Genomic DNA, 24,900 nt, shown 5'->3' on the forward strand with positions numbered 1-24,900 from the left:
GGCTGGCTTTCCAGACTCACCGCCGTCGGTGGGCGCCCGCGCCGTACTGTCGCAGCCATGCCGGGTGACGGGGCCACATGTCTGACGAGCCACTGCTTCTGCGAGCTCGTGCGCCCGGACGGCATCGCGCAGCCGGCGAACGCCTGGTCGTCGCTCGGCTTCGTCGTCGCAGGCATCGCCGCCGTCCTCGCTCTCCGCCCGCCTGCCCGCCGCGAGCGCACGCTCGTCGTCCTGCTCGGCAGCTCGCTCGTCGCCGTGGGCGTGGGCAGCTTCCTGTTCCACGCGACGCTGACGCTGTGGGGGCAGTTCCTCGACGTGCTGCCGATGTATGCCGTCGGGTGCGTCCTGCTCGCCGGTGCGGTCGTGCGCCTGGGCTGGGTCGCCCCTCGTACCGCGGAAGTGGGGGGAGTGGCGCTGCTGGTGCTGCTCGGGGTCGCGCTCTGGGTCTTGCCCGAGTCGCGCAGGGTCCTGTTCGCGGCCGTGCTCCTGCCGGGCATCGTGCTCGAGCTCGTCCGGGCGCGCACGTCACCGACGTCGGCGCGCTGGCTCTACGTCGGGCTGGGACTGCTCGTGACGGCATACCTCGTCTGGGTCCTCGACCAGACGGGTGTCTGGTGCGACCCGCCCGGCTGGCTTCAGGGCCACGCCCTGTGGCACCTGCTCGGCGCGGGTGCGGGTTGGTGCCTCGCCAAGCACTACGAGGGGTCCGCCGAGAGACCGGAGCGACCGCGTAGGTTGGGGCCATGACGGAGTCTCGGGAGTCGACGGGTGCCGGGCTGCGCTTCGTCATCAACCTGGTCGGCGTGGTCGGGCTCGTGTTCGGCGTGCTGCCGATCCTGCACTATCTGCTGGACCTGTCGATCTTCGACTTCGCCGTCGCGCCGTACGACTGGCTGCAGCTCGACGGGGCCGCCCGCTATCTGCCGCCTGTCATCGTCCTCGTCGTCTGCATCGTCGTGGCCTACTTGCTCGAGAAGCGCCTCGAGAAGCGTCTCGAGTAGCCCCGGGGCGCTCAGCACCGAGACTGGGATCCAGGCGCAGACGCAGCGTGGTTCCGTCGCCGAAACGCCTCACGCTGACGTGCCTGCGCGGCGTTACCGTGTCGACTCATGGATCCCAAGGAACGCGTTCGGCGAGTCATGGACTCGATGTCACATGGCAGGGTCGGGCCACTCTTCGACGCCATGGCCGATGACGTCACGTGGCGCTGTATGGGGGTCAGGTGACCTAGATGCCACAAACAGTTGACGAGATCCTTGCCCATGCCGACGAGCTCGCCTCGCGGTTTGAGCAGTACGAGCCCAACGACTCCGACGAGGTGGACGCCGCCGCCGTGTCGGCACTGCGGGCTGCCGTCCAAGAGCGGTCGGCCGCCGAGCGCCACATCGTGGAGGCGGTCCGGCAGGCGCGTGGCGCAGGTCTCTCCTGGGCCGCGATAGGGCGAATGGTGGGCACGAGCGGTGAGGCGGCGCGTCAGCGCTATGCCAAGAAGGCCGCCTGACTTCGTTGACCGTGCCATCGGCCCGCGATTCGCGTCTCGGACGCTGAGTCCCCGCCGGCGTGTACGCCAGGAAGCCCGCGTGCACCGGGTGGTGGTGTGAGGAGTCCTGGCCGGCCGTGATGTGATGTGGCCATGCCGGTCCGGGCCCCGTTCCTCACCGCGCTCGTCCTCGGGGCGGGCCTGGCGATGACCTCCGCCCCGACGGCGGCGGCGATCGCTTCACCATCGGCGACATCGGCCGTGGCTGCGCGGGCCGTGCCGGCCCTCGCCTCGGACCCGTCTGCACCGGTCGTCACGCAGACCGAGCTCGTCCCGGTGGGTGCCGAACCGGACGGCACCCCGGTCAAGCTCGACGTCAGCATCTGGCCCCAGCCGACCGGCCGGCACCCGGTGGTGCTGCTCGCGCACGGATTCGGCGGGAGCAAGGACTCGGTCGCCGGCCAGGCCGCCCAGCTGCACGACCGCGGCTACGTCGTGGTGGCCTGGAGCGCCCGCGGGCACGGAAAGTCGGGCGGGCGCATCCACCTCGACGACCCGGCATACGAGGTGGCCGACGCCCAGGTCATGATCGACCTCGCCGCGAAGCGTCCCGACGTCGAGCTCGACGCCCCAGGCGACCCCCGCCTCGGGGTGATGGGCGGGTCGTACGGCGGTGCCCTCAGCCTCATGCTCGCCGGAGCCGACCCGCGCGTGGATGGCGTCGTCGCGGCGGTGACCTGGAACGACCTCGCGACCGCGTTCTTCCCGCAGTCGGCGCTCGCCTCCGAGCCCCGGACTGCCGCCGAGCGGCCCGCGGTGGCGCAGCCTGGGCCGTTCAAGCAGGTCTGGGCGACGAACTTCTTCCTCGGTGCCGGCGGCTCCAACGGCTCGGGTGCACAGCCCTCGTCGTGCGGCCGCTTCGACCCGACGGTGTGCCGCCTGTTCCTGCAGACGTCGGAGACGGGCACGCCCAGCGCCGAGCTCCTCGCACTCCTCGAGGCACACAGCCCGGCGCCGACCCTCGATCGCGTCAAGGCCCCGACCCTGCTCGTCCAAGGCATTGCCGACTCGCTGTTCGGGCTCGACCAGTCGGACGCGACAGCCACCGCGCTCGATGCCTCCGGGGCGCCCTGGGCGATGCGGTGGAGCGACGGCGGCCACGACGCGCCCTCCACCCACGAGGCCGAGGAGACCGATGCGTCCTACGCCTGGCTCGACCACTATGTCCGCGACAAGGCGCCGCACGACTCCGCGCTGCCCACCGCGAAGTTCACCTACCCGCTGGCCTCCACGCGCCGCGGCCAGCCGGGCACGCTGTGGACGGCGGCGGCATACCCGGGTCTCGGCGGCAGCGCCGACCCGCGCAGCACCCTCCCGCTGACGGTCACCAAGGGCGCGATGGTGCACCCGCCCGGCGGCCAGCCCGCCTCGATGGTCGCGGTGCCCGGCCTCGCGGCCCTGGGCCTGGCCCTCTCGACGTACCAGATCGCCGCGCTCCCGGGGCAGTCGGTCGCCCTCGGCACGGCGCCGGTCGCCACTGCCGTCACCGTCGTCGGCTCGCCGACCCTGCGCCTGACGGTCACCTCCGACACCCCGACCGTCACCCTCTTCGCCTCGCTGTGGCGCGTCGGCACCGGGCCCGCGACCCTCCCGCACGCCCTCGTCGCGCCCTTACGGGTCACCGTCGAGCCCGGGCGGCCGACCCCCGTGCTCGTCTCGCTGCCGGCGGCGACCTACTCGATGCCGAGCGGCAGCCAGTGGCGAGTCCTGCTCACGACGACCGAGTCGACGTTCGCCAACGACCGCACGGCCGGCCGGGTCCTCGTTCAGGCCGACGGCGGCCTGGTCCTGCCCGTCACGGCCGGCCTGGCCGCCGGGGGAGCCTCGTCGGGACCGGACACCGAGACGGTGGTGGCAGCCTCCGTGCTGGCAGGCCTGCTCGTCCTGGCGCTCGCCGGGTGGCTCGTGCGCCGGCGCAGGCGACAGCACATCGCCTCCCGGCCCGACCTCGCCGACGTGCCGCTGGTCGTCGAGGGCCTGGTCAAGACCTACTCCGACGGCCACCGCGCCGTCGACGACGTGTCGTGGCGAGCCGAGAAGGGCCAGGTCGTCGGCCTGCTCGGCCCCAACGGCGCCGGCAAGACGACGACGATGCGCATGATCATGGGACTCATCTCGGCCGACTCGGGCACGGTGCACGTGATGGGCGAGCCGGTCACTGCCGGGGCCCCGGTGCTGGCCCGCGTCGGCGCTCTCATCGAGGGACCTGGGTTCCTGCCCCACCTCACCGGCCGGCAGAACCTTGCGGCCTACTGGACCGCAACCGGGCGGCGCCCCGAGGACGCCCACGTCGACGAGGCCCTCGACGTCGCGGCGCTCGGCGATGCCGTCGACCGGCCGGTCAAGTCGTACAGCCACGGCATGAAGCAGCGGCTGGGGATCGCGCAGGCCATGCTCGGACTTCCCGAGCTGCTCATCCTCGACGAGCCGACCAACGGTCTCGACCCACCCCAGATCGCCGCGATGCGGCCGATCCTGCGGCGGTATGCCGACACCGGCCGGACCGTCGTCGTGTCCAGCCACCTGCTCGCCGAGGTCGAGATGACCTGCACCCACGTCGTCGTCATGCACGCGGGGCGAGTCATCACCCAAGGGCTCGTGGCCGACCTCGTCGACAGCGACGACACCACCTTGCTCGATGTCGAGGAGGGCGTGGCACCCGCGCGACTCACGGAGCTGGCCGCCGCGCTGCAGTCCACGCCCGGGGTCACCGAGGTGCGCGTCGACACGCCCACGCGGCTCGTCGTCGTCGCGGAGCTCGGTCGTGCGGCGGTGGTCGAGGCCGCCGTCGAGGCGGGGCTGCCCGTCGTCGGGGTGAGCAGCCGGCGTCACCTCGAGGAGGTCTTCCTCGGTGTCATCTCCACCGCGTCGTCCAGTGGCAACGGCAGCAGGCCGGCCGAGTCCGGCGCCTCCCTGATCGACCGACTGAGGCAGGTGCGCGCCCGATGAGCGAGCTTGCACGAGAAGGCAACCCGACGGCATACGGGGACACGGCGCTTGCTCCGCGCGACGGCGACATCGCGATGGTCCGGGAGCCACTGTCGTGGCGGGCAGAGCTCGGGCGTCAGTGGGGACGCCGGCGCACGAAGGTCGCCTTCGCGCTCGTGCTCGCCCTGCCGCTCATCCTCGTCGGGGCCTTCGCGTTCGGTGACCCCCCGCGACCGGGTGCGACGCCGCGGTTCATCGACCTCGCGCAGGACGGCTCCGCGAACTTCACGCTCTTCACCCTGTTCGCGTCCTCCGAGCTGCTCCTCGTCCTGGTGGCTGCACTGTTCTGCGGCGACTCGGTGCCGGCCGAGGCGTCCTGGTCCTCGCTGCGCTACCTGCTCGTCGCTCCGGTCCAGCGGACCCGCCTGCTCACCAGCAAGCTCGTCATCGGGCTGACCTCCACTGCCGCCGCCACGGTCCTGCTCATCGGCTGGGCGATGCTCGTCGGTGGCCTGGCCTACGGATGGGCGCCACTGACCAGCCCCACGGGCGAGAGCCTCGCGTGGGCTCAGCTGCTGCCGCGGCTCGGGGTGGCGGTGCTCTACGTGTTCGTCACGCTCCTGCCGACCGCCGCGATCGCGTTCTGGATCGGCGTGCGCTCGGACGCACCCCTTGCGGCGGTCGGCGGTGCGGTGCTCGCCGCGATCCTCTTCAACATCCTCGACCAGATCGACGCGCTCGACCCGTGGCGGAACGCCTTCCCGGGCCACTACTCACGCGCCTGGCAGGACCTCATCGCGCTGGAACCGCAGTGGAACGCCGTCATCCACGGCACACTGTGGTCACTCGTTTGGGCGGTGGCCTTCACGATGCTCGGCTACCGCCGGTTCAGGCGCGCCGACATCCTGAGCTGAGGGGAGGGCGCGGTGACGGAAGTCGTCGTGCTGTTGCACGGGCTCGGTGGCACTCACGGGATCTGGGACCGGCTCGCCCGGCTGGTCCACGGTCCCGTCCACGTGCCGGACCTGCCCGGCCACGGCACCGCGCCGTGGCTCGATTCGTACACCTTCGCGACCATGGCGGAGCAGATTGCCGCGGGGTTGCCCGAGGCCTCGTCGTATGCCGTCATCGGCCACTCGCTCGGCGGCGTCGTCGCGCTGGAGCTGGCACGACAGGTGCGGGCGGTGCGACGGGTCGTGGGTCTCGGGATCAAGGTCGAGTGGACGGACGAGGAGCTGGCCCGCGGGCGCGAGCTGGCGGGACGCCCGATCGCGTGGTTCGAGACCGAGGCCGAGGCCGTCGCCCGGCACCGCAAGATCTCGGGCGTCGGTGACCTGGTGGACGACCGGGTCGCACACGAAGGGGTGCTCGAGGCCGGTGGTGTCTGGCGACTCGCCTTGGACGCCAGGGCGTTCGGCGTCGGCCGACCCGACATGGCGGGACTGCTGGACCACTCGTCGGCCGTCGTGACCCTTGCGCGTGGCGAGCACGACCCGATGGTGAGCGATGCGCAGCTGGCCGCGCTGGTGCCCGATCCGGTCACGCTGCCCGGGCTCGGGCACAACGCGCACCTGGAGGATCCGGCGGCCGTGCGCGCCCTGCTCTGACTGCGAGCGCACGTCCTGGGCTCAGAGCTTCGAGGCCTCCGGGATGACCCGCTCGCCCATGAGCTCCAGCCAGTCGGTGCGGGACCCATCGAGCGCCCGCATGTGCGTGTGCGTGACGCCGAAGCCGGCGAGCTCGCGGAGGTGCTCGAGCACGTCGTCGACCTTCTCGCCGTTGGGTCCCGGGTCGATCGGCGACATCACGGTCTTCTCGATCGCGTCGTAGTCGGTGCCGAGCCGGTCGCAGTGCTCGCGCAGGATCTCGAGCTTGCGCGGCAGCTCGGGGCTGTCGAACAGGTTGCAGGCCTGGGCGTACTGCGCGACCATGCGCAGCGTCTTCTTCTCGCCTCCGCCTCCGATGAGGATGGGCGGGTGCGGGCGCTGCACGGACTGGGGCGAGTTCAGGGTTCTGCCCAGCTGGTAGTGCTTGCCCTCGTAGGGCTCCTCGCTGTCAGACCACATCTGCAGGCAGATCTGCAGGGTCTCCTCGAGCCGCTCGAAGCGCTCGGCAGTGGGTGGGAACGGCAGCCCGAGGCCCGCGCACTCCTCCTCGTTCCAGGCGGCCCCGATGCCGAGCCAGGCGCGGCCCTTCGAGAGGACATCGAGGGTCGTCACCTCCTTGGCGAGCAGACCCGGCTCGCGGTAGACGGCGGCCGTGACCCACGTCAGCAGCTCGATCCGCTCGGTGACCGCCGCGAGGAAGCCGAGCGCGGTGTAGGCCTCGAGCATCTCGTGCTCCTTCGGCCCGACCGGCCCGATCTGCCAGACGTGGTCCATGACCGACAGCTTGGTGTAGCCGACGTCTTCCGCGGTCCTGGCGGTGCGGGCGAGGTCGTCGACGAACGTGGCCGGCCCGCCGCTCCAGGTGAAGTTGGCAAGGTGGAGTCCAAGGTCCATGACTCGCACCTTACGTCGGCCTCGCACCCCGCAACACACCCGGAAACCGCTAAGTCCCGTGAGTTACAACCGTCGGGGTTTGCGATTACCGGGTGTGTTGCGGAGTCGTGGCGAGGTCAGGGGGTTGGGACGGCGGGCTGGGCGTTGTGGGTGGCGTGGTGCTCGGCGATGAGGCCGGCATAGAACCGCCCGGAGTCCTTCACGGTCCGCTCGAGCGTGTCGTAGTCGACCCGGACGATGCCGAACCGGCGGTCGTAGCCGTAGGCCCACTCGAAGTTGTCGAGCAGCGACCAGACGAGATAGCCCCGCACGTCCGCACCGGCCTCGAGCGCGTCGGCGACCGCCCCGAGGTGGCGCCGCACATAGTCGGTGCGTCCGTCGTCGCGCACCCCTCCGTCCGGGCTCACCGTGTCGGCGAACGCGGCGCCGTTCTCGGTGATGAGCAGCGGCAGCCCGGGGTAGCGCTGGGAGAGACCGGTGAGCAGCTCGGTCAGGCCAGCAGGGTCGATGTTCCACCCCATCGCCGTGTGCGGAGGCGCCGTGGCGGGGAACTCGATGTCGTCGGCGCCGACCCACGGGCTCGCGCCCTCGCCGTGCCCGTCGGCGGTGGCGCGCGGCTCCTGACCGGAGTAGTGCCGCACGAGACAGCTCGCGTAGTAGTTGACGCCCAGCGTCGTCATCGGGATCGCCGCCTGCTGCAGGTCCCCGTCCCGCACGAACCCGAAGTCGGTGACGGACGCGACGTCGCGCACCAGGTCGTCGGGGTAGCGGCCCTCGAGCATCGGCCCGAGGAAGGCACGGTTGGCGAGCGCGTCGACCGTGCGCACCGCATCGAGGTCGTGCGGGTCGTCGGGGTCGACGGGCCGCGGCACGTGGAAGTTGAGCGCTGCTCCGATGCCGGCCTGCTCGCCGACCACGGCACGGACCGCTCGGCCGCCGAGGCCGTGCGCGAGGTTGAGGTGGTGGACCGCTGCCATCGCCGCGGCGGCGTCGGTGCGACCGGGAGCGTGCACGCCCGCGGCATAACCGAGGTATGCCGTGCACCACGGCTCGTTGAGCGTCAGCCATAGCGGGATCCGGTCTCCGAGCCGCTTGGCGACGAGCCCGGCATAGTCGGCGAAACGGTATGCCGTGTCGCGCTCGGGCCACCCACCCGCGTCTTCGAGCGCCTGGGGCAGGTCCCAGTGGTAGAGCGTCGGCACGGGCTGGATTCCGTTGTCCAGCAAGGCATCCACGAGGCGGGAGTAGAAGTCGAGACCGGCCCGGTTGGCCGGTCCGCGACCCGTGGGCTGGATGCGCGGCCAGGATATTGAGAACCGGTACGCCTGCAGGCCGAGATCGGCCATGAGGCGCACGTCGTCGCGCCAGCGGTGGTAGTGGTCGACAGCCACGTCGCCGGTGTCCCCGCCGAGTGTGCGACCTGGCGTGTGGCTGAACGTGTCCCAGATAGAGGCGCCGCGTCCGTCGGCGTGCATGCCGCCCTCGATCTGGTATGCCGCCGTGGCCGCCCCCCAACGGAAACCCGCGGGAAAGCGCGCGGCGAGGTTCTCGCGCGACGCGTCGCCGGTCATCGAGCTCCTCCGTCCACGTCGCCGGAGTCGTGTCCCAGCACCACGGTGACAACGTCACCCGACGCCTCGACGACAAGGCCGGACGCGGCATACGGCAGGTCATCGGCCGGGTCGACCCCGACGCCGCCCTCGACGGTGGCCGAGGTCGCTCCCGGCACGATGAGCCGCCACGGGACGCTTACCGACGGACCGGACGCGCGACGCACCGTGACGCGGTCACCGCTGCGCGCCACAGCGAAGACTGTGTCACCCACGCCCGCGAAGCCGGGAACCACTACCTCCCGGTCGCCGTCGGCGAGCTCGACGAGGGCCAGGGTGACGCCGTCAGCCCAGTCGTACTCAGGTGTGTCGGTGCGCGACCCCAATGGCAGCACCGTGTCCGGGCGCACGAGCAGCGGCAGCGAGTCGAAGTCGTGCTCCTCACGCACCCAGCGGGGTCCGGTCACCGTCGAGCCGTCGAGCAGCGATGTCCAACGGCCCTCCGGGACGTAGTAGTCGACCCTGCCGTCGGCGGCGAAAACCGGTGCCACGAGGAGGGACTCGCCGAGCAGGTACTGGCGGTCGAGGTGCGCAGCGGCCGGGTCGGCGGGAAACTCCAGCAGCATCGGACGCATGACACCCACGCCCTCGGAGGTCACCTCCCGCGCCACACGCGCGAGATACGGCATGAGCGCGAGCTTGAGCCGCGTGAACCTCCGGGTCACCTCGACCGCCTCGTCGTCGAACGCCCACGGCACGCGGTAGGAGTCGGACCCGTGCAGCCGGCTGTGGCTCGACAGCAGCCCGAAGGCCAGCCAGCGCTTGAAGACCGGGGAGTCGGGCGTGCCCTCGAAGCCGCCGATGTCGTGCGACCAGTAGCCGAAGCCCGAGTAGGCCAGCGAGAGCCCGCCACGAAGCGACTCGGCCATCGACGGGAAGGTCGAGTCGCAGTCGCCACCCCAGTGCACCGGAAACTGCTGGCCGCCGGCGGTCGCAGACCGCGCGAAGAGCACCGCCTCGCCCTCGCCGCGGCGCTTCTCGAGGAGGTCGAACACGGCGCGGTTGTAGAGGTGCGTGTAGTAGTTGTGCATCCGCTCGGGATCGGAGCCGTCGTGCCAGACGACGTCCGTCGGGATGCGCTCGCCGAAGTCGGTCTTGAAGCAGTCGACGCCGATGTCGAGCAGCCGCCCGAGGGCAGCGGTGTACCAGTCCACGGCGGCGGGGTTGGTGAAGTCGACAAGGCCCATGCCGGCCTGCCACTTGTCCCACTGCCAGACGCTGCCGTCGGCTCGCCGCACGAGATAGCCCTTCTCCATGCCCTCGGTGAACAGGGCCGATCGCTGGGCGATGTACGGGTTGATCCAGACACAGATCCGCAGGCCCTTGGCCTTCAACCGGCGCAGCATGCCCTCCGGGTCCGGGAACGTCGCCGGGTCCCAGACGAAGTCGCACCAGTGGAGCTCGCGCATCCAGAAGCAGTCGAAGTGGAACACTGACAGCGGCAGCCCGCGCTCGGCCATGCCGTCGACGAACGATGTCACCGTCGCCTCGTCGTAGCTCGTCGTGAACGACGTCGAGAGCCACAGCCCGAACGACCACGCCGGCACCTGGGGTGCGCGGCCGGTCAGGGCCGTGTACCTCGCGAGGATCTCCTTCGGCGTCGGGCCGTAGATGACGTAGTACTCGAGCTGCTCACCGGCGACCGAGAACTGGGTGGCGGACACCGCCTCCGAGCCGACCTCGAACGACACCTCCTCGGGGTGGCGCACGAAGACGCCGTAGCCCGCGTTGGTCAGGTAGAAGGGCACGTTCTTGTAGGCCTGCTCGCTGCTGGTTCCGCCGTCGGCGTTCCAGATGTCGACCGTCTGGCCGTTCTTGACCACCGGCCCGAACCGCTCGCCGAGCCCGTAGACGAGGTCGCCCACCCCGAGTGCGAGCTGCTCGGCTGCCCAGATGTCCCCACCCGGCCCGAGCGCCACCGTGGTCCCGCGCGGCATCGACCCGGTGAGGGTGCGTCCGTCGGCGACGAAGCTCACGGCATACCCGGGGCCCTTGGCGACGCGGACGCTGAGGCGCCCCGCCTGCAGGACCCCGGCCGTGTCGTCCACGCTCGCGGTGGCGCGGGCGCCGTCAGCACCCGTCAGCGCGAACTGCGGCAGCCGGGGGAGGCCGCCCTCGTGACGGGTCACGCGGACCCCGATGACGTCCGTCATCGGTGAGCTGAACCGCATCGTCAGGAGCGGGCGGTTGAGCGTGTCGCCGCGCGACCCGATGCGCGAGGTGGGGGCGTATGCCGTCAGGGTCGTCCCGTCGTCGCCGACCACGAGCTCGCGCACCTCGGCGGGGCGCAGCAGCGTGTAGCCCTCGCGCGACTGCCAGTAACCGTCAGTGAACTTCATGAGAAGACCGAGTTCCCTTTCCTGGGGTCACTTCTCGGCGCCGGCCATGACCCCGCGGGTCAGGGTGCGCTGGAAGATGAGGAAGAAGATGATGCAGGGGATGAGCGAGATGAGAGCACCCGCGTTGGTCGTCGGCGCATCCATGATGCGGTCGCCCTGAAGCGTCGCGAGGGCCACCGGAACGGTCTGGGTGCTGTTGGAGATGAGCATGACCAGCGGGATGAAGAACTCGTTCCAGGTCCAGATGAAGAAGAAGATGAGCAGCACCGACAGGGTCGGGCGTGCGATCGGGAAGACCACCCGCCACAGCGTCTGCCACCGGCTCGCCCCGTCCAGGGCCGCCGCCTCGAGCACCGACCGCGGGAACGTGCTGAGCACCGAGGAGAGCAGGTAGGTGCCGAAGGCGCTCTGGATGACGGTGAAGATGATGATGACCGACAGCTGCGTGTTGTAGAGGCCGACCTGCTTGGAGAAGAAGTAGAGCGGGTAGACCAGCGCCTCCTGCGGCAGCATGTTGGCGAGCAGGAACACTCCGACGATCCAGACCCGCCCGCGGACCCGGCCGATGCCCAGCGCGAACGCGTTGAAGAGCGAGATGAGGGTGGCTGCCACCGCGACGGTGCCGGAGATCAGGATCGAGTTGAACAGCTTCTGCGGGTAGTTCACCTGGGTCCAGTAGATCGTCAATCCCTTGGTGTAGAACTCGGTCGGCAGGCTGAGCGGGCCGTTGGTGCTGTAGTCCGACGGCGACTTGAACGCGTTGAGGAGCATGAGCAGGAAGGGCGCGAGCACGGCCAGGGCACAGAGCGTGACGAGGACGAGCACGAGCCAGCGCAGGGGTCCCCGGGTGAACCGGCCGGCCCCTGACGGGTCGGGTGCGACCGGCGACCTCGGTGGCGTCTCGTCGACCGATCCGGTGGTCGTGGGCGTCGTGAGGATGGTGGCCATGACTCAGCCGTCCTTTCGCTCGGACCGGGTCTGGAAGGACATGAAGACCGCGGCCACGACGACGATGATGAGCGTCAGGACGGTGGCGATCGCGGCGCCGTAGCCGACGTCGAGCTTCTTGAAGAACGTCGTGTACGCGAAGTAGGACGGGACGATCGTCGCGTTCTCGGGGCCGCCACGGGTCAGCGCGAAGATCGGGCCGAAGACCTTGAGGGCGGCGATCGTGCAGGTCAGTGCCACCACGTAGACCTCGGGCCTGATCTGGGGAATCGTGATGTGGCGCAAGCGAGCCCACCAGCCGGCACCGTCGAGCTCGGCCGCCTCGTAGAGCTCCGGGTCGACGCGGCCCAGCGCCGCCATGAAGATGACGACGGGGTAGCCGATCTGCACCCACACCATGACGAGCATCACCGACGGCATCGCATAGGTCGGGTCGCCGAGCCAGTCCTGCGTCAGCCCGCCGAGCCCGACCGCGTCGAGTATGCCGTTCAGCGCGCCGTCGGGGCGCAGGATCCAGCCCCACACGATGCCGGCGACGACGACGGGCAGGATCTGCGGTAGGTAGAAGGTCGCTCGCAGCACCGACACGACCCGCTGGCCGAACCTGCGGCCGAGGACGTCGAACAAGGCGGCGGCCAGGACCAGCCCGATGACGGTCGGGATGACGACCATCGCCACGATCATCGACAGCGAGTTGCGGAACGACTGCCAGAAGACCTCGTCGGCGAAGAGCCTGGTGTACTGGTGCAGCCCGGCGAACCGAGGCTGGCCGACACCCGACCACCGGGTCAGCGACAGGTAGATGTTGTAGACGAACGGGATCGCGATGACCACGGTGAACAGCACCGCGCCCGGCAGGAAGTAGGTCCAGTAGGAGCCGTCGCGAGTCCGACGGCGGCTGTGGGTGATGGTCGTCATTGAGGTCACCTCCGGCGTCGGGGTGGGACGGACGGTCGGCCCGCCCCACCCCGCGGCACTCGAGTCGCGGGTCCAGGCCTACTTGGCCTGGATCTCCTTGATGCCGTCCTGGTACGGCTTGGCCAGCGAGTCGAGCACCGCGCTCGGCGTCTGGGACTGGTTGATGAGCCCCTGCAGGCTCGCCACGATGACGTCGTAGTAGCCGGGGACGGGCCAGTCGGGGTAGAAGGCGAGGCCGTCCTGCTTGAGGAGCGTCGCGAAGTTCTCCGTCATCTGGCGGGTGCGGGCGTCCTTGATGGTCGACGGGTCACCGGCGACGGGCAGGCCGCCCTTCTCACCGAGGAGGTTCTGCACCTCGGGTCGCATGGTGATGTCGATGAAGTCGTAGGCGAGCGACTTGGCCTTGGAGTTCGTCGGGACGACCCACAGGTTCCCTGACGAGCCGGCGTCGAGGGTGTTGCCCGGGAACAGCATCGTGCCCCAGTCGAAGGACTTGATCTCGTCGGTGAACCGGCCGAACCACCAGCTGCCGGAGACGATCATCGGGGTCTTGCCGGCGATGAACGCGGTGCCCATGTCCTCGGCCTTGGCGCTCGCGGTGTCCTTGGCGATGTAACCCGCCTTGACCCACTTGTCGAAGGTCTCCGCACCGTACTTGAACGGGTCGGAGTGGAAGTCGACCGCGCCCTTGTAGAGCTGGTAGCTGTTGACGAAGGTGCGGTCCGCCTTGGACAGGGCCAGCTGGTAGTAGAGCTGGCCGGCGGGGTACTCGGCGCCGGACATCCCCAGCCCTGCAACCCCCTTGGCCTTGAAGGCGGCCAGCGCGGTCTCGAGCTCGGCGAACGTCGTCGGCAGCTTGACCCCGTACTTCGTGAAGAGGTTCTTGTTGTAGTAGACCATCACGTACTCGCCGTAGTTCGGCACGCCATACCAGGTGTTGCCGCCCATGACGCCCTTGTCGTCGTACTTGGCCGTCGTCTGCAGGCTGGGGCTGAGCTTCTTGTCCCAGCCGCGGTCCTTGGCGACGTCGGTGAGGTCGGTGAGCAGGCCCTGGCTCGCGAGCAGGCCGGCGGTCGCGTTGCCCTTGTTGTACTCCATGACGTCAGGCGCCTGGTCGGAGTTGAGGATCATGCCGGCGTTCTGCTGGATCTGCTCGAACGCCTTGCGCTCGAACTCGACGGTGACGCCCGGGTGCTCCTTCTTGAAGATCTCGATGGCCTTGTCCCAGGCCACACCCATGGCGCCGTTGGCGCTCTCGTAGTGCCAGAGCCGCAGAGTGGTGGCGCTCGAGTCGTCGCCTCCCGCTCCGGACGAGCCGCCGCTGCAGGCGGTGAGGGCGAGGACGCCGGCGGCCGCTGCCGCCAGGGCCGCCCGGGGGAAGGAAAACCTCATTGTTGCTCCTTGGTCGAGAGTTGTCGAAGCGCTTCGACTCGTCAGCCGCGAGTTCTCCCGTACGGTGAGGGTGGGGAGTGTCGAAGCGCTTCGACTGTCCCATCCCCGACCGGAGGGCGTCAATAGTTTCGCGAAAAGACTTATTGTGCGATGGTGCACCTGCGCGCACCCGACCCGAAGGAGGCCGACCGTGAGACCCACGCTGGCACCGACCGCCGGCGCGCCGTCGCTCGCCTATGGTGATCGCATGCCGACGATCGCCGATGTGGCCCGCGAGGCCGGGGTCGCACCGAGCACCGTGTCGTATGTGCTGAGCGGCAAGCGCGCCATCTCCGCGGAGACCCGCGCCCGGGTCGAGGCCGGCATCGCCAGGCTCGGCTACCGCCCGAACGCCGGAGCCCGCGCCCTCGCCAGCGCGAGCACCAAGATCGTGGGCCTCGTCGTGCCGCTGCGCACCGACGTCAACGTGCCGGTCATCATGCAGTTCGTCGCGGCGATCACCCTGGAGTGCCGGCGGTTCGACTACGACGTCCTGCTGCTCACCAAGGACGAAGGGCCCGAGGCCGTCAGCCGCGTGGTCCAGGGGTCGATGGCGGACGCGCTCATCGTCATGGACGTCGAGGCCGACGAGCCGCGACTCGAGAGCCTGCGCGGCTCGGGGTTCCCGGTCGTTCTCATCGGCGTCCCCGACTCACCGGGCGAGTTCGCTTGTGTAGACCTCGATTTCGCCGCAGCGGCCCGGATGTGCGTCGATCGGCTGGTCGAGCTGGGACACACCGACATCGCACTGCTCGGCGCCACCCCGGCGGTCTACGAGCGCGGCACGAGCTATGCACTGCGCTTCCGGTCCGGCTTCGAGGAGGCGGTCGCCGCGGCCGGCGTCCGGGGCTCGGTGCACGCGCTTGCCGCCGGTCACCGCGACGTCGAGTCGATGGTGGACGAGCTGCTCCGCAAAGAGCCCGATGTCACGGGCCTTGTCGTCCACAACGAGGCAGCGCTGCCCGCGCTCATCGGCTCGCTGCGTGCCCGGGGGCTGGAAGTGCCCAGCCGCATGTCGGTCGTCGCGCTGTGTCCCGACGACATCGCCGAGGCGCAGTCGGTCGCCCTCGATGCGGTCTCGATCCCCGCCGGCGACGTCGGCCGCCGGGCCGTCGAGCTGGCGATTGCCCAGCTCGGCGGGCGACCCGGTGACCAGGAGCTCATCGCGCCTCACCTGTCCGTGCGTGGCAGTGCCGCGGCGCCGGACCGCGGCGCGGGCGCGCCATGAGCGCCCTGCCCGCGAGCGCTCGTCAGGCCTCGCTTCGCGAGTCGAACCTCGCGCTCGTCGTGAAGACCGTGCTCGCCGCGGCCGACCCGCCGTCGCGAGCTGATGTGGCGGGCCTGACCTCGATGACCCGCTCGACCGTGTCCCGGCTCGTCGACGACCTCGTCGCGGGCGGCATACTCGTCGAGCTCGAGCAGGTGGCTTCGTCCGGCCCAGGCCGCCCGGCCACGCCACTGGCGCCGGGGCGGCGGGTGGCGGCCCTCGGCCTGCAGGTGAACGCCAGCTACCTCGGGGTCAAGGTCGTCGGCCTCGACGGCGCCGTCCTGTCCAGCGCGGTCGAGCCGGGCGACTTCGTCGGCAGCGAGCCCGGCCCCGTGCTGGCTCGGCTCGGCCGCCTGGCCGGCGACGCGACGGCCGGACTCGAGCCCGGGACCAGCCTCGTCGGGGCCGGCCTCGCGCTTCCGGGCATCGTCTCGGTGGGCGACGGCACGCTCCTGCGCGCCCCCAACCTCGGCTGGTCCGACGTGCGCCCGGCGGACCATGTCGGTGCTCTCGGCGCGCCGAGGCACGTCGATCTGCGCGTCGGCAACGAAGCGGACCTGGCGGCGCTCACGGTCGCCTACACCTCGCCCGGACGGCTGGGACAGCTGGCCGACTTCATCTACCTCTCGGGTGAGATCGGCATCGGTGGAGCAGTGGTCGTGGACGGCAGGGTGATGACGGGGCGCCACGGCTGGGCCGGCGAGATCGGGCACGTGTGCGTCGACCCTGACGGGCCGCCGTGCCCGTGCGGGTCGACGGGCTGTCTCGAGAGGTATGCCGGCCGGCAGGCCCTCGTGGACGCCGCCGGTCTGCCCCACGACGCGGGTGCGGCCGAGCTCCTCGACCGGATCCGGTCCGGCGAGCCCGATGCCACCCGCGCCCTCGAGCGCGCGGCGTGGGCGCTGGGCATCGCCCTCGGCGGGGTCGTCAACGTGCTCGATGTGCCGGTCATCGTGCTCGGCGGCCACCTCGGCCAGATCGCCGACCGGCTGCGCCCACTCGTCGAGCCACAGCTGCGCACCCGCGTCCTGTCCAGCCGCTGGCTGCCGCCACAGATCGAGCGCGCGAACGGCGACCCTGCACCGGGTGCCACCGGTGCTGCACTGCGCGAGCTGCACCGGCTGGTCGACCACCCGGCCCGGTGGCTGTAGGACCGTGACGGCCAGGTGTCGTGGAGGGTTGTCGTCGCACTGACGACGACAACCCTCCACGGCCGGCCCTCGCGGGCCGGCCTCAGCGGACGAGCAGCGCGGTGATCTCCTCGGCGACGGTGGCCGGGACCTCCAGGGGTATGCCGTGTCCGATGCCTTCCAGCGCCACCTCCTTCGTGACGCCGCCGTTCGCGGCATACGTCTCGAGGATCGCACGCATCTGGCCGACCATCGGCTGCGAGGGCAGCACGTCGGCGCCCGGCCACCCGGGGATCGCGCCGAGCGAGCCGAGTGTGGCGAGGTCGAACAGCGAGGCATCGCTGACGACCTGGTCGACCGTGCCGTGCAGCCACAGGACCGGCGGCTTGCGGTCGAGGTCGACGATGGCCGACGCGTCGTAGTGCGTCGGGGCCATCGTGTTGAGGACGCCGCGACCGCCCGGTGCCAGGCCCGGCCAGTTCTGCGAGGGTGTCGAGTCGCCGGGGTAGAAGTCGTCGCCGGTCCGGGTCAGGAGCAGCTCGTCCACGAGGAAGTCCTCGTCGATGTTCTCGCTGTTCGCGCCGCCGCCGTAGAAGGTGCGCATGACGACGCGCGGGCTGCTCTGCGGGTCGTCGTCCGTGGCGTCGCCCGCGGCCAGGCGCCGCACGAAGTCGGGGTTCGCGCCGCCTCCGCCGGTGCTCGCGCCGTCGGCGAACGGCCGGGTGCCGACGGCGCCGGTGGTGCCGCCGAAGCCGTAGGGCGACAGGGGTGCGACGAGCGTGACGCTCGCCAGGTCGTCCGGGTGCTCCAGCATGAGCTGCTCGACCACCCCAGCGCCCATCGACCATCCGACCGCGTTGACCGAGCGCAGGCCCGCGAGCCCGAGGATGTCCAGCAGTGCGTGCACGTCCTCGACCATGTCGCCGAGCCCGCGCGTCGCGTCGACCGGGACAGCGTCGGTCCGGCCGAAACCGCGCAGGTCGGGAGCGATGACCCGCACGTCGTCACCGAGCTCTGCAGCGACGTAGCGCCAGAAGCCACCTGTCGTCAGGTTGCCGTGCAGGAGCAGGAGCGGGACGCCGTCGTCGGGGCCGCTTGCCCAGACGTTCTGTCGCAGGCGTGAGGTCTCGACCATGGAGCACGTGAAGGCGCTGGGCATGATCGGTTTCTACCAGTGGCCCGGGACGACGGACATGGTCCCTGGCCACACCTCTCAGGCGCGGGTGATGTTCTCCGGCACCGGTGCGGCCAGGACGGGCGGCTCGGCAGACCACGGGAAGACGACCCACTTGTCGGTCTCCCGCCACACGTAGTCCGGCGTCACCTCCGACCCCGGCTTGCTGTAGAGCACCGCACTGCGGGCCTCCGCTCCGGCATCGCGAAGCAGCCGGAGCACCAGGGCCAGGGTGCGTCCAGAGTCGGCCACGTCGTCGACGACGAGGATGTGCCGGCCGGAGATGCTCTCCATGTCCAGGTGCGGCGCGAGCAGAACCGGGTCCGGCAGCGTCTCCTCGACATCGGTGTAGAACTCGACGTTGATGGCGTCGGTGAGCTTGATGCCCAGGGCGTAGGACAGCCCGCCACCGGGGATGAGGCCGCCGCGTGCGACGGCGACGATGATCTGTGGGCGGAAGCTCGAGCCGGCCACGATGGTCGCCAGCTCACGGGTCGCCGTGCCGAAGGTCTCCCAGGTCAGGATCTCTTTGTCGACGAGGGCTGAAGAGTCTGCGTGGTACGCGATCGTCATGCGGCCCTACGTTAGTCCCAGCATGTGAACAGCGTGTTGCGCGGATCGCCGCCCCTTCTGGTGGCTTTCTGGTCGGCCGCCTCGGCTCGGCACGGGCTGGCGGGCTTCTGCTGACCGGCGCGCGCTGCGGGACACTGTGCCGGTGACCCTTCGCAACGCCTCCCTCCATCCGTCCCGGCGGTCGCAGGTGCCGCCGTTCGAGGTGATGGACGTCCTCGACCGCGTCGCAGTGCTCCGCGGGCAGGGTCGCGACGTCGTCTCCCTCTGTGCCGGCGAGCCCTCCGGGGGCGCCCCGACGCTCGTGTCGGAGGCGGCCGCTCGCCTGCATGAGTCGGGCCGCGCACTGACCTACACCTCGGCTCTGGGCATCCGAGAGCTGCGGGCCGAGATCGCTGCGCACTACGCGCGCTGGTATGCCGTCGACGTCGACCCCGCCCGCGTGGCCATCACCACCGGCTCGTCGGGAGGGTTCGTCCTCGCGTTCCTCGCCGCCTTCGAGGCGGGCGACCGCGTCGCGCTCGCGCGACCCGGCTACCCGGCATATCGGAACATCCTCACGGCGCTCGGCTGCGACGTCGTCGAGATCGACTGCGGGCCGGGGACGCGCTTCCAACCGACCCCCGAGCTGCTCGACGCGGCCCATTCGGAGGGGCCGCTGCGTGGGCTCATCGTCGCCTCACCGGCGAACCCGACCGGCACGATGGTCGATCGCGCCGAGCTCGCTGCGCTGACGGAGTGGTGCGCCGCGAACGGCGTGCGGCTCGTCAGCGACGAGATCTACCACGGCGTCACCTATCCCGAGCCGGGCGCCCAGGACCCCCGCGGCGTCAGCGCGTGGGAGACCGACGACGCGGGCGTCGTCATCTCGTCGTTCAGCAAGTACTGGGGCATGACCGGCTGGCGGCTCGGCTGGATGCTGCTGCCGGAAGACCTCGTCCGTCCCGTCGACGCGCTGGCCGGCAACGTCGCGCTCTGCCCTCCCGCGCCCGCTCAGTATGCCGCCGTGTCGGCCTTCGCGCAGGAGTCGTACCACGAGTGCGACGAGGCGGTCGCGGAGTTCGCTCGTACGCGAAAACTGTTGCTGGACAACGCGGCCCGTCTCGGCTGGGGTGAGTCCGCGCCACCCGACGGCGCGTTCTATTACTGGGCCGACCTGGGACCGCAGCTCGACCGCTGGGGCAGCTCGGCGGCATACGCGCGGGCGCTTCTCGAGCAGGCCGGGGTCGCGATCACCCCGGGCGGCGACTTCGACGACCGCGCGGGCGGGCGCTCGGTGCGGCTGAGCTTCGCGGCCGGCAGCACCGCGGTCGGCGAGGCGATCGACCGGATCGAGGCGTTCCAGGCGCGCTGAGCGGCTACCGTCCAACCCATGGGCTGGTTCTCCGACATCGTCGACGCGATCAGCGCCCGCCTCGGCGGGAACCGGCCGGAGCCGGTGGCGCCCGGCCAGCTCGCCTCGGTCGACGCGGTCATCGCCAGGCTGGCCGACGTGGGCGCGACCCTGCCCGAGGGGGACGGGGTGCGCTCCTTCCACGTCGTCTACCAGCAGGTCACCGAGCTCGTCCGCGAACGGATCGCCGCCGGAGACTTCGCCGACCGCACCTTCATCGACCGGCTGGACTGCGTCTTCGCCGGTCTCTACCTCGATGCCGTCGCCTCGCCCGACCCGGACCCGGCCTGGGCGCCGGTCTTCGAGAGCCGGCATACGCCCGGGATCCTGTCGATCCAGTTCGCGGTCGCCGGCGTCAACGCGCACATCAACCACGACCTGTCGATCGCCGTCGTCCGGGCCTGCCGCCAGCTGGGGCTCACCCTCGAAAGTCCCGGCGTGCGCGCGGACTACCAGCGCATGACCGAGGTGCTGGACACGGTGCAGGAGCAGGTGCGGCAGTCCTTCTTCGACGGCCTCGATCTCGAGCTCGACCGGTATGCCGCGCCGCTCGCCAACCTGATCGGCTCGTTCAGCATCGCGCGCGCCCGCGACGCCGCCTGGACCAACGCTCAGGTGCTGTGGCGGCTGGACGGGGCCGAGCCGCTTCGCACCGACTACGTCACGACCCTGGGGCGAACGGTCGGCATGGCCGGCCGGGTGCTGCTCACGCCCGTGGCCCTCCTCCCCCAGCCCTGACACCGCAACACACCCGGTAACTGCAAAGTCCTGCTAGTTGCAACTGCGTGCAGTTTGATATTTCCGGGTGTGTTGCCGGAGCGTCAGGCGGCGACAGCGACCGGCGACGAGTCCGGAGCGGGCTCCGGCGCGTCGGTCCGGCTCGGCTCCGCCACAGGCCGGGTGCGCATCGCGGCGCGTAGGCGCCACGCGGCATACACTGCGGCGACGCTGAGCCCGAGGTGCAGCGCGAGGAAGCCACCCGACAGGCCCAGCCCGAGCAGTGCGCCAGCCACGAGCGGCCCGAGTGCGGAGAACGTCGTCTGGATCGCCGTGAACGTGCCCAGCGTCGTGCCCACCAGGCCCTTGGGCGCCAGGCTCGCCGTGAGCGGGTTGAGGACGGGCGCATACATCGTCTCGCCCACCGCGAAGATGCCGAACGTCGTGACGAACATCGCGGAGGCGACCGCCGGGCTCATGAGCTGCGCGGCGGACAGCACCATCCAGGAGAGGGTCCAGATCCCGCCGACGACCATGAGCAGCGAACCTGCCGCGCGCCGAGCCGTCAGCCGCACGACGACGACCTGCAGGGCCACGATGACGATGCAGTTGACCGCCGCCGCGAGGCCGATCGCCGACTCGTCGACGTCGAGGACCGTGAGCGCGTAGGCAGGCAGGCCCGACTCGAACTGGGCGTAGAAGCCGAGCGCGAGCGTCACTGCGACCAGGGCGGTCCACCTCAGGGCTGGCACGGCAAAGATGCGCCGGAGCGCCTCGAGTGTGCCGACGCGGGACTCCGCCTCGTCGGGCGCGATGTCGGCCTCCGCCAGGGTGGGTGCGCCGATGCCGGCCACCCAGATCAGCCCGGCGGAGATCGCGAAGCCGAGGCCGGCGGCGATGAACGCGAAGACCATGCCGTCGGGCCGGGAGAGGTCGACGAGCTGCCCGGCCACGAAGGCGCCGAGCGCCATGCCGATCGCCTCACCGGTGAACTTGTAGGCGAAGACCTTTCGCCGGTCGGTGCTTCCGGCCCACCGCAGCACCAGCACCGACGCGGCCGGCCCCGAGGCAGTCAGGCCGAAACCGAACACGAACATGCCAACCAGGAAGGCGTTTGCGGTGTCGGCCCAGACGAGGCTGCCGACGCCCGTGGCGGCGAGCACCTTGGCGAGGACGGCGATGGTAACCGGGTTGAAGCGGTCGCTGAGCCGGCCCGCGAAGGGTGCCGCGACGAGCGCCCCGACGGAGAAGAGCGTGCTGGCGAGGGCGGCGGCGAGCGCGCCCCACCCTCGGGTGTTGGCGGCATATGCGTACTGGTACGGAAGTACCGTGCCCCATCCGAGCATGCCGATGGACGACGCGACGATGAGCAGCTTGGTACGCATGTGGTTCACACCCTTTCGGAAGCAGCAGAGGCCGAAGCAGCACAACGCGGCTTCGACCTCGAATATTTCGAACACGAAGTTCGACGTCGAAACGCTAGCACGGCCGACGGGGGTGGAACAATGTCGTTTCGTGGCGAGACGACGGCGGACGGCGCAGCAGGAGCACGCGGCCGATGTGGCCACCTATGTCGCGGCCGGTGGTGAGGAGTCGGTCCAGCGCGTCATCACGGCCGTGTATGCCGTGACCAAGAAGCTCGACCAGTGGTACGTGCGTCAGTTCGCCGACCTCGACCTCACCCAGGGTGAGTGGTCCGTCCTCGCCGCGCTCGCCAAGGCGGGCGACACGTGCCTGACCCCGAGCCAGCTCGCCGACCTGTCCAACGTCGCGCCGTCGTCGATGACCCACCGTCTCGACAAGATGGCCCTGCGCGGCCTGGTCAAACGCACCCCCGACGAGACCAACCGCACCCGCACCCTCGTGTCGCTGACCAAGGACGGGTGGGCCCTGTTCAGCGCTGCGGTGCGCGAGTCGAACGTCGTCGAGAGCGACACCCTGCGCGGCCTCGACTCCGGGGAGCGTCACGAGCTCGCGCGACTGCTCGAGATCGTCATCGCCGGGCTCGACGACGTTGAGCCCTGACCCGGGCTGGTTCCGGGGGTATGCCGGTGGCCTGGCTAGAGTCGGTCCGTGAGCTTCCGCAGGCCCGTCCCGACGATCGGTGACCCCTCGTCGGCGGCCGAGCGGGCCCAGGCGCCGGATGCGTGGGCCCTCGCTGCCGACCTCGACTCGCTGGACCGGGTCATCGGTGCGCGCCGCGACATCCGGCGGTTCCGGCCCGACCCGGTGCCCGAGGACGTGCTCACCGCGGTGCTGACAGCCGGCCACCGTGGCCCGTCCGTGGGGCACAGCCAGCCGTGGCGGTTCGTCGTCGTGACCGACCCGGCCACCCGGGACGCTGCGGCCCTCATGGCCGACCGCGCGCGCCTGCGCCAGGCCGCTGGAATGACCGAGGACTCCGCGCGCGGATTGCTCGACCTGCGCCTCGAGGGGATCAGAGAGGCGCCGATCGGGCTCGTCGTCGCCTGCGACCGGCGCACCCCGGCAGCGGGTGTCCTCGGACGGGCCACCTTCCCGGACACCGACCTCTGGTCATGCGCCGCCGCGATCGAGAACATGTGGCTCAGCGCGAGGGCTCACGGCCTCGGCCTCGGCTGGGTGACCCTCTTCGAGCCGTCCGAGCTCGCCGACCTGCTCGGCCTGCCCGACGGCGTCGAGACCCTCGGCTGGCTCTGCCTCGGCTGGCCCGACGAGCGGCCCCCCGAGCCGGGCCTCGAGCGTGCCGGCTGGTCGAAGCGTCTGCCCCTCGAGGCCGTCGTCATGCGCGAGAGGTGGACCGAGCGGGACGCGCCGATCTCGCACCTGCGGGCACCTGACCAGACAGATGTCGTCGCCGCACGAGACCGCGCGGACGACCTGCTCACCGTGCCCGGCTCGCTGGGCGCTCTCGACACGGTGCTGGACCGCATCACCGCGCTGCCCGTGGCGCCGGGACGCGGCACCCTCGTCATCGCGGCCGCGGACCACGCCGTGACGGCATACGGCGTCACCGCCTTCGACCCGTCCGTGACTGCCGACATCGCCCGCGCGACGCGCGAGGGGACATCGATGGGCGCGGTCGCGGCGCGCGCCGCGGGAATGGATGTAGAGCTCATCGACGCTGGGATCGGCTGTAGCAGAGGAGATCTCGTCACGACAGACGCCCTCGATCCGGCAACGTATGCCGCTTTGCTGACTCTCGGGAGCGAGCGCGGTGCCGCCCTGGCTGCGGCCGGCCCGGTCGCGCTCGGGGAGGTCGGCGTCGGCAACACGACCGTCGCGTCCGCCGTCGCTGCCGCGCTGCTCGACGTGCGGCCGGCCGAGGTCGTCGGGCGGGGGTCGTCGGCTGACTCCGCGATGATGGAGCGCAAGCTCGACGTCGTCACCCGCGCCGTCACGCGGGTCGGTCGATGCGGCCCCGAGGATGCGCTCCGCCGTCTCGGTGGCGGCGAGCTCGCCGTCCTGACGGGTGTCGTGCTCGGTGTCGCGGGCGCCGGCGGTGTGGTCGTGCTCGACGGGCTGGCGACCTCCGTGTGCGCGCTCGCCGCGGCGCGTCTCGAACCCGCCGTGGCCGCTCATCTCGTCGCGGGGCAGCGGTCGCGCGAGCGGGCGCACGCTCTCGTGCTCCGCGAGCTCGGGCTCGAGCCTCTGCTCGACCTTCGGATCCGCGCCGGTGAAGGGGTCGGAGCGGCCCTCGCGACCGGCCTCGTCCACGACGCACTGGCCCTGCGCGCGGGCGTCGCACGCACCGCACCACAAGCCGACTGAGGGAGTGAAGATGCTGGTTCCATTGGGAGACAAGGTCCCTCGCGTCGATCCGCTTGCCTGGGTTGCGCCCAGCGCGCAGATCCTTGGCGATGTCGAGCTCCGCGCGGGCTCGAGCGTCTGGTACACCGCGGTGCTCCGCGCCGACTTCGACCCGATCGTCCTCGGCGAGCGCAGCAACCTGCAGGACGGCGTCATCGTGCACACCGACGCGACGCATCCGACGACGATCGGGGCCGGGGTGTCGGTCGGCCATCGAGCCGTGCTCCACGGGTGCACCATCGAGGACGACTGCCTTGTCGGCATGGGCTCCGTCGTGCTCAACGGTGCGCAGATCGGGGCCGGCAGCCTCGTCGCGGCCGGTGCCGTAGTCCCCGAAGGTGTCGTGGTCCCACCTCGGTCCCTGGTGGCCGGGGTGCCGGGCACGGTGCGCCGCGAGATCGACGACGACGGGCTGACCCGGATCCGGCGCAACGCCGAGGTCTACGTGGGCCTGGCCGAGGTGCATCGGGCCGCGCTACGTGCGCAGCGCGCGTCCGCGTCCATCGAGCCCGCCTGACCCCGTTCGAGTGAGCGCCCGGTCCCACCAGCCCCACCCATCCCAGGACGCTCCTATGGTTCGTCAAGGCGTGGTGGGTGCGTGTTCGAGTTGGCGGTATAGGTCTCTGGCGATGTAGCGCTTGAGGC

At 70.9% G+C, this 24,900-nt stretch carries 22 protein-coding genes; 13 read left to right on the forward strand and 9 right to left on the reverse strand.

The genetic code is table 11. From position 1 onward, the window contains the following. Positions 1-57 precede the first annotated feature (57 nt). From ACYVLP_RS16265 to ACYVLP_RS16290, 6 genes are all read left to right on the forward strand, one after another. On the forward strand, positions 58-747 hold the full coding sequence (locus tag ACYVLP_RS16265) for a ceramidase domain-containing protein (RefSeq protein ID WP_460628389.1): 690 nt from the start codon (positions 58-60) through the stop codon (positions 745-747). Continuing rightward, complete coding sequence (locus ACYVLP_RS16270) at positions 744-1,001, forward strand: hypothetical protein (protein ID WP_460628390.1); 258 nt, start codon at positions 744-746, stop codon at positions 999-1,001. Before ACYVLP_RS16265 ends, ACYVLP_RS16270 begins: the two co-directional genes overlap by 4 nt. A 230-nt stretch (positions 1,002-1,231) precedes the next feature. Then, positions 1,232-1,501, forward strand: a complete 270-nt coding sequence (locus ACYVLP_RS16275; protein WP_460628391.1) for a hypothetical protein — start codon at positions 1,232-1,234, stop codon at positions 1,499-1,501. 132 nt (positions 1,502-1,633) lie between these two features. Further along, the gene (locus ACYVLP_RS16280; RefSeq protein ID WP_460628392.1) at positions 1,634-4,489 is read left to right on the forward strand and encodes an alpha/beta fold hydrolase; all 2,856 of its coding nucleotides are present in this window, start codon (positions 1,634-1,636) and stop codon (positions 4,487-4,489) included. Further along, positions 4,486-5,382: an ABC transporter permease gene (locus ACYVLP_RS16285; protein ID WP_460628393.1), complete on the forward strand. Its 897-nt coding sequence runs from the start codon at positions 4,486-4,488 to the stop codon at positions 5,380-5,382. The genes ACYVLP_RS16280 and ACYVLP_RS16285 overlap by 4 nt, the downstream gene beginning before the upstream one ends. 12 nt (positions 5,383-5,394) lie before the next feature. Then, on the forward strand, positions 5,395-6,075 hold the full coding sequence (locus ACYVLP_RS16290) for an alpha/beta fold hydrolase (RefSeq protein WP_460628394.1): 681 nt from the start codon (positions 5,395-5,397) through the stop codon (positions 6,073-6,075). Positions 6,076-6,096: 21 nt separating this feature from the next. Here ACYVLP_RS16290 and ACYVLP_RS16295 read toward each other — a convergent pair whose 3' ends face one another. From ACYVLP_RS16295 to ACYVLP_RS16320, 6 genes are all read right to left on the reverse strand, one after another. Beyond that, the gene (locus ACYVLP_RS16295) at positions 6,097-6,969 is read right to left on the reverse strand and encodes an LLM class F420-dependent oxidoreductase (RefSeq protein WP_460628395.1); all 873 of its coding nucleotides are present in this window, start codon (positions 6,967-6,969) and stop codon (positions 6,097-6,099) included. A 116-nt stretch (positions 6,970-7,085) separates the two neighbouring features. Further along, complete coding sequence (locus ACYVLP_RS16300) at positions 7,086-8,540, reverse strand: GH1 family beta-glucosidase (RefSeq protein ID WP_460628396.1); 1,455 nt, start codon at positions 8,538-8,540, stop codon at positions 7,086-7,088. Beyond that, positions 8,537-10,918, reverse strand: coding sequence for an alpha-xylosidase (yicI, locus tag ACYVLP_RS16305; RefSeq protein ID WP_460628397.1), 2,382 nt, complete (start codon positions 10,916-10,918; stop codon positions 8,537-8,539). The genes ACYVLP_RS16300 and yicI overlap by 4 nt, the downstream gene beginning before the upstream one ends. Before the next feature lie 27 nt (positions 10,919-10,945). Then, positions 10,946-11,866: a carbohydrate ABC transporter permease gene (locus ACYVLP_RS16310; protein WP_460628398.1), complete on the reverse strand. Its 921-nt coding sequence runs from the start codon at positions 11,864-11,866 to the stop codon at positions 10,946-10,948. Between the two features lie 3 nt (positions 11,867-11,869). After that, complete coding sequence (locus ACYVLP_RS16315; protein WP_452270227.1) at positions 11,870-12,784, reverse strand: carbohydrate ABC transporter permease; 915 nt, start codon at positions 12,782-12,784, stop codon at positions 11,870-11,872. Positions 12,785-12,862: 78 nt separating this feature from the next. Continuing rightward, entirely contained in the window at positions 12,863-14,176 is a 1,314-nt protein-coding gene (locus ACYVLP_RS16320) for an ABC transporter substrate-binding protein (protein WP_460628399.1), read from the reverse strand. A 190-nt stretch (positions 14,177-14,366) separates the two neighbouring features. Between ACYVLP_RS16320 and ACYVLP_RS16325 the strand changes: the two genes are divergently transcribed. Together ACYVLP_RS16325 and ACYVLP_RS16330 are read left to right on the forward strand one after the other, a co-directional pair. Then, a complete protein-coding gene (locus tag ACYVLP_RS16325; RefSeq protein ID WP_460628400.1) occupies positions 14,367-15,443 on the forward strand; it encodes a LacI family DNA-binding transcriptional regulator in 1,077 nt (358 codons plus the stop codon). Next, entirely contained in the window at positions 15,440-16,633 is a 1,194-nt protein-coding gene (locus ACYVLP_RS16330; protein ID WP_460628401.1) for an ROK family protein, read from the forward strand. Before ACYVLP_RS16325 ends, ACYVLP_RS16330 begins: the two co-directional genes overlap by 4 nt. Before the next feature lie 82 nt (positions 16,634-16,715). Here the strand turns inward: ACYVLP_RS16330 and ACYVLP_RS16335 are convergent, their stop codons facing one another. Then, complete coding sequence (locus ACYVLP_RS16335) at positions 16,716-17,771, reverse strand: alpha/beta hydrolase (protein WP_460628402.1); 1,056 nt, start codon at positions 17,769-17,771, stop codon at positions 16,716-16,718. A gap of 54 nt (positions 17,772-17,825) precedes the next feature. Beyond that, the gene (locus tag ACYVLP_RS16340) at positions 17,826-18,359 is read right to left on the reverse strand and encodes a phosphoribosyltransferase (RefSeq protein ID WP_460628403.1); all 534 of its coding nucleotides are present in this window, start codon (positions 18,357-18,359) and stop codon (positions 17,826-17,828) included. Between the two features lie 205 nt (positions 18,360-18,564). On the opposite strand from ACYVLP_RS16340, the gene ACYVLP_RS16345 reads away from it, so the two are divergent. Next, positions 18,565-19,710, forward strand: a complete 1,146-nt coding sequence (locus ACYVLP_RS16345) for a pyridoxal phosphate-dependent aminotransferase (protein ID WP_460628410.1) — start codon at positions 18,565-18,567, stop codon at positions 19,708-19,710. Between the two features lie 18 nt (positions 19,711-19,728). After that, complete coding sequence (locus tag ACYVLP_RS16350) at positions 19,729-20,487, forward strand: DUF5995 family protein (RefSeq protein ID WP_460628404.1); 759 nt, start codon at positions 19,729-19,731, stop codon at positions 20,485-20,487. Between the two features lie 83 nt (positions 20,488-20,570). Here the strand turns inward: ACYVLP_RS16350 and ACYVLP_RS16355 are convergent, their stop codons facing one another. Then, on the reverse strand, positions 20,571-21,851 hold the full coding sequence (locus tag ACYVLP_RS16355) for an MFS transporter (protein ID WP_460628405.1): 1,281 nt from the start codon (positions 21,849-21,851) through the stop codon (positions 20,571-20,573). 130 nt (positions 21,852-21,981) lie between these two features. Here ACYVLP_RS16355 and ACYVLP_RS16360 point away from each other — a divergent pair, with 130 nt between their 5' ends. From ACYVLP_RS16360 to ACYVLP_RS16370, 3 genes are read left to right on the forward strand one after another with little or no spacing between them, the layout of a single operon-like run. Continuing rightward, positions 21,982-22,491: a MarR family winged helix-turn-helix transcriptional regulator gene (locus ACYVLP_RS16360; RefSeq protein WP_460628406.1), complete on the forward strand. Its 510-nt coding sequence runs from the start codon at positions 21,982-21,984 to the stop codon at positions 22,489-22,491. 48 nt (positions 22,492-22,539) lie between these two features. Next, positions 22,540-24,216 carry a 5,6-dimethylbenzimidazole synthase gene (gene bluB / locus ACYVLP_RS16365; protein WP_460628407.1) on the forward strand — a complete coding sequence of 559 codons (1,677 nt, stop codon included), beginning with the start codon at positions 22,540-22,542 and terminating at the stop codon, positions 24,214-24,216. 10 nt (positions 24,217-24,226) lie between these two features. After that, positions 24,227-24,772 (forward strand): gamma carbonic anhydrase family protein, encoded by a 546-nt coding sequence (locus tag ACYVLP_RS16370; RefSeq protein WP_460628408.1) that lies wholly within the window; start codon positions 24,227-24,229, stop codon positions 24,770-24,772. Positions 24,773-24,900 lie beyond the last annotated feature (128 nt).

The organism is Intrasporangium mesophilum (assembly GCF_054783095.1).

Excerpts from the sequence above, each read along its gene's own strand:
- ACYVLP_RS16295 (WP_460628395.1), bottom strand. The coding sequence starts at position 6,969 with ATGGACCTTGGACTCCACCTTGCCAACTTCACCTGGAGCGGCGGGCCG.
- ACYVLP_RS16345 (WP_460628410.1), top strand. The coding sequence starts at position 18,565 with ATGGACGTCCTCGACCGCGTCGCAGTGCTCCGCGGGCAGGGTCGCGAC.
- ACYVLP_RS16320 (WP_460628399.1), bottom strand. The coding sequence starts at position 14,176 with ATGAGGTTTTCCTTCCCCCGGGCGGCCCTGGCGGCAGCGGCCGCCGGC.
- ACYVLP_RS16265 (WP_460628389.1), top strand. The coding sequence starts at position 58 with ATGCCGGGTGACGGGGCCACATGTCTGACGAGCCACTGCTTCTGCGAG.
- ACYVLP_RS16330 (WP_460628401.1), top strand. The coding sequence starts at position 15,440 with ATGAGCGCCCTGCCCGCGAGCGCTCGTCAGGCCTCGCTTCGCGAGTCG.
- ACYVLP_RS16275 (WP_460628391.1), top strand. The coding sequence starts at position 1,232 with ATGCCACAAACAGTTGACGAGATCCTTGCCCATGCCGACGAGCTCGCC.
- ACYVLP_RS16335 (WP_460628402.1), bottom strand. The coding sequence starts at position 17,771 with ATGCCCAGCGCCTTCACGTGCTCCATGGTCGAGACCTCACGCCTGCGA.
- yicI (WP_460628397.1), bottom strand. The coding sequence starts at position 10,918 with ATGAAGTTCACTGACGGTTACTGGCAGTCGCGCGAGGGCTACACGCTG.
- ACYVLP_RS16285 (WP_460628393.1), top strand. The coding sequence starts at position 4,486 with ATGAGCGAGCTTGCACGAGAAGGCAACCCGACGGCATACGGGGACACG.
- ACYVLP_RS16355 (WP_460628405.1), bottom strand. The coding sequence starts at position 21,851 with ATGCGTACCAAGCTGCTCATCGTCGCGTCGTCCATCGGCATGCTCGGA.
- ACYVLP_RS16315 (WP_452270227.1), bottom strand. The coding sequence starts at position 12,784 with ATGACGACCATCACCCACAGCCGCCGTCGGACTCGCGACGGCTCCTAC.
- ACYVLP_RS16270 (WP_460628390.1), top strand. The coding sequence starts at position 744 with ATGACGGAGTCTCGGGAGTCGACGGGTGCCGGGCTGCGCTTCGTCATC.
- ACYVLP_RS16300 (WP_460628396.1), bottom strand. The coding sequence starts at position 8,540 with ATGACCGGCGACGCGTCGCGCGAGAACCTCGCCGCGCGCTTTCCCGCG.
- ACYVLP_RS16340 (WP_460628403.1), bottom strand. The coding sequence starts at position 18,359 with ATGACGATCGCGTACCACGCAGACTCTTCAGCCCTCGTCGACAAAGAG.
- ACYVLP_RS16350 (WP_460628404.1), top strand. The coding sequence starts at position 19,729 with ATGGGCTGGTTCTCCGACATCGTCGACGCGATCAGCGCCCGCCTCGGC.
- ACYVLP_RS16370 (WP_460628408.1), top strand. The coding sequence starts at position 24,227 with ATGCTGGTTCCATTGGGAGACAAGGTCCCTCGCGTCGATCCGCTTGCC.
- ACYVLP_RS16310 (WP_460628398.1), bottom strand. The coding sequence starts at position 11,866 with ATGGCCACCATCCTCACGACGCCCACGACCACCGGATCGGTCGACGAG.
- ACYVLP_RS16280 (WP_460628392.1), top strand. The coding sequence starts at position 1,634 with ATGCCGGTCCGGGCCCCGTTCCTCACCGCGCTCGTCCTCGGGGCGGGC.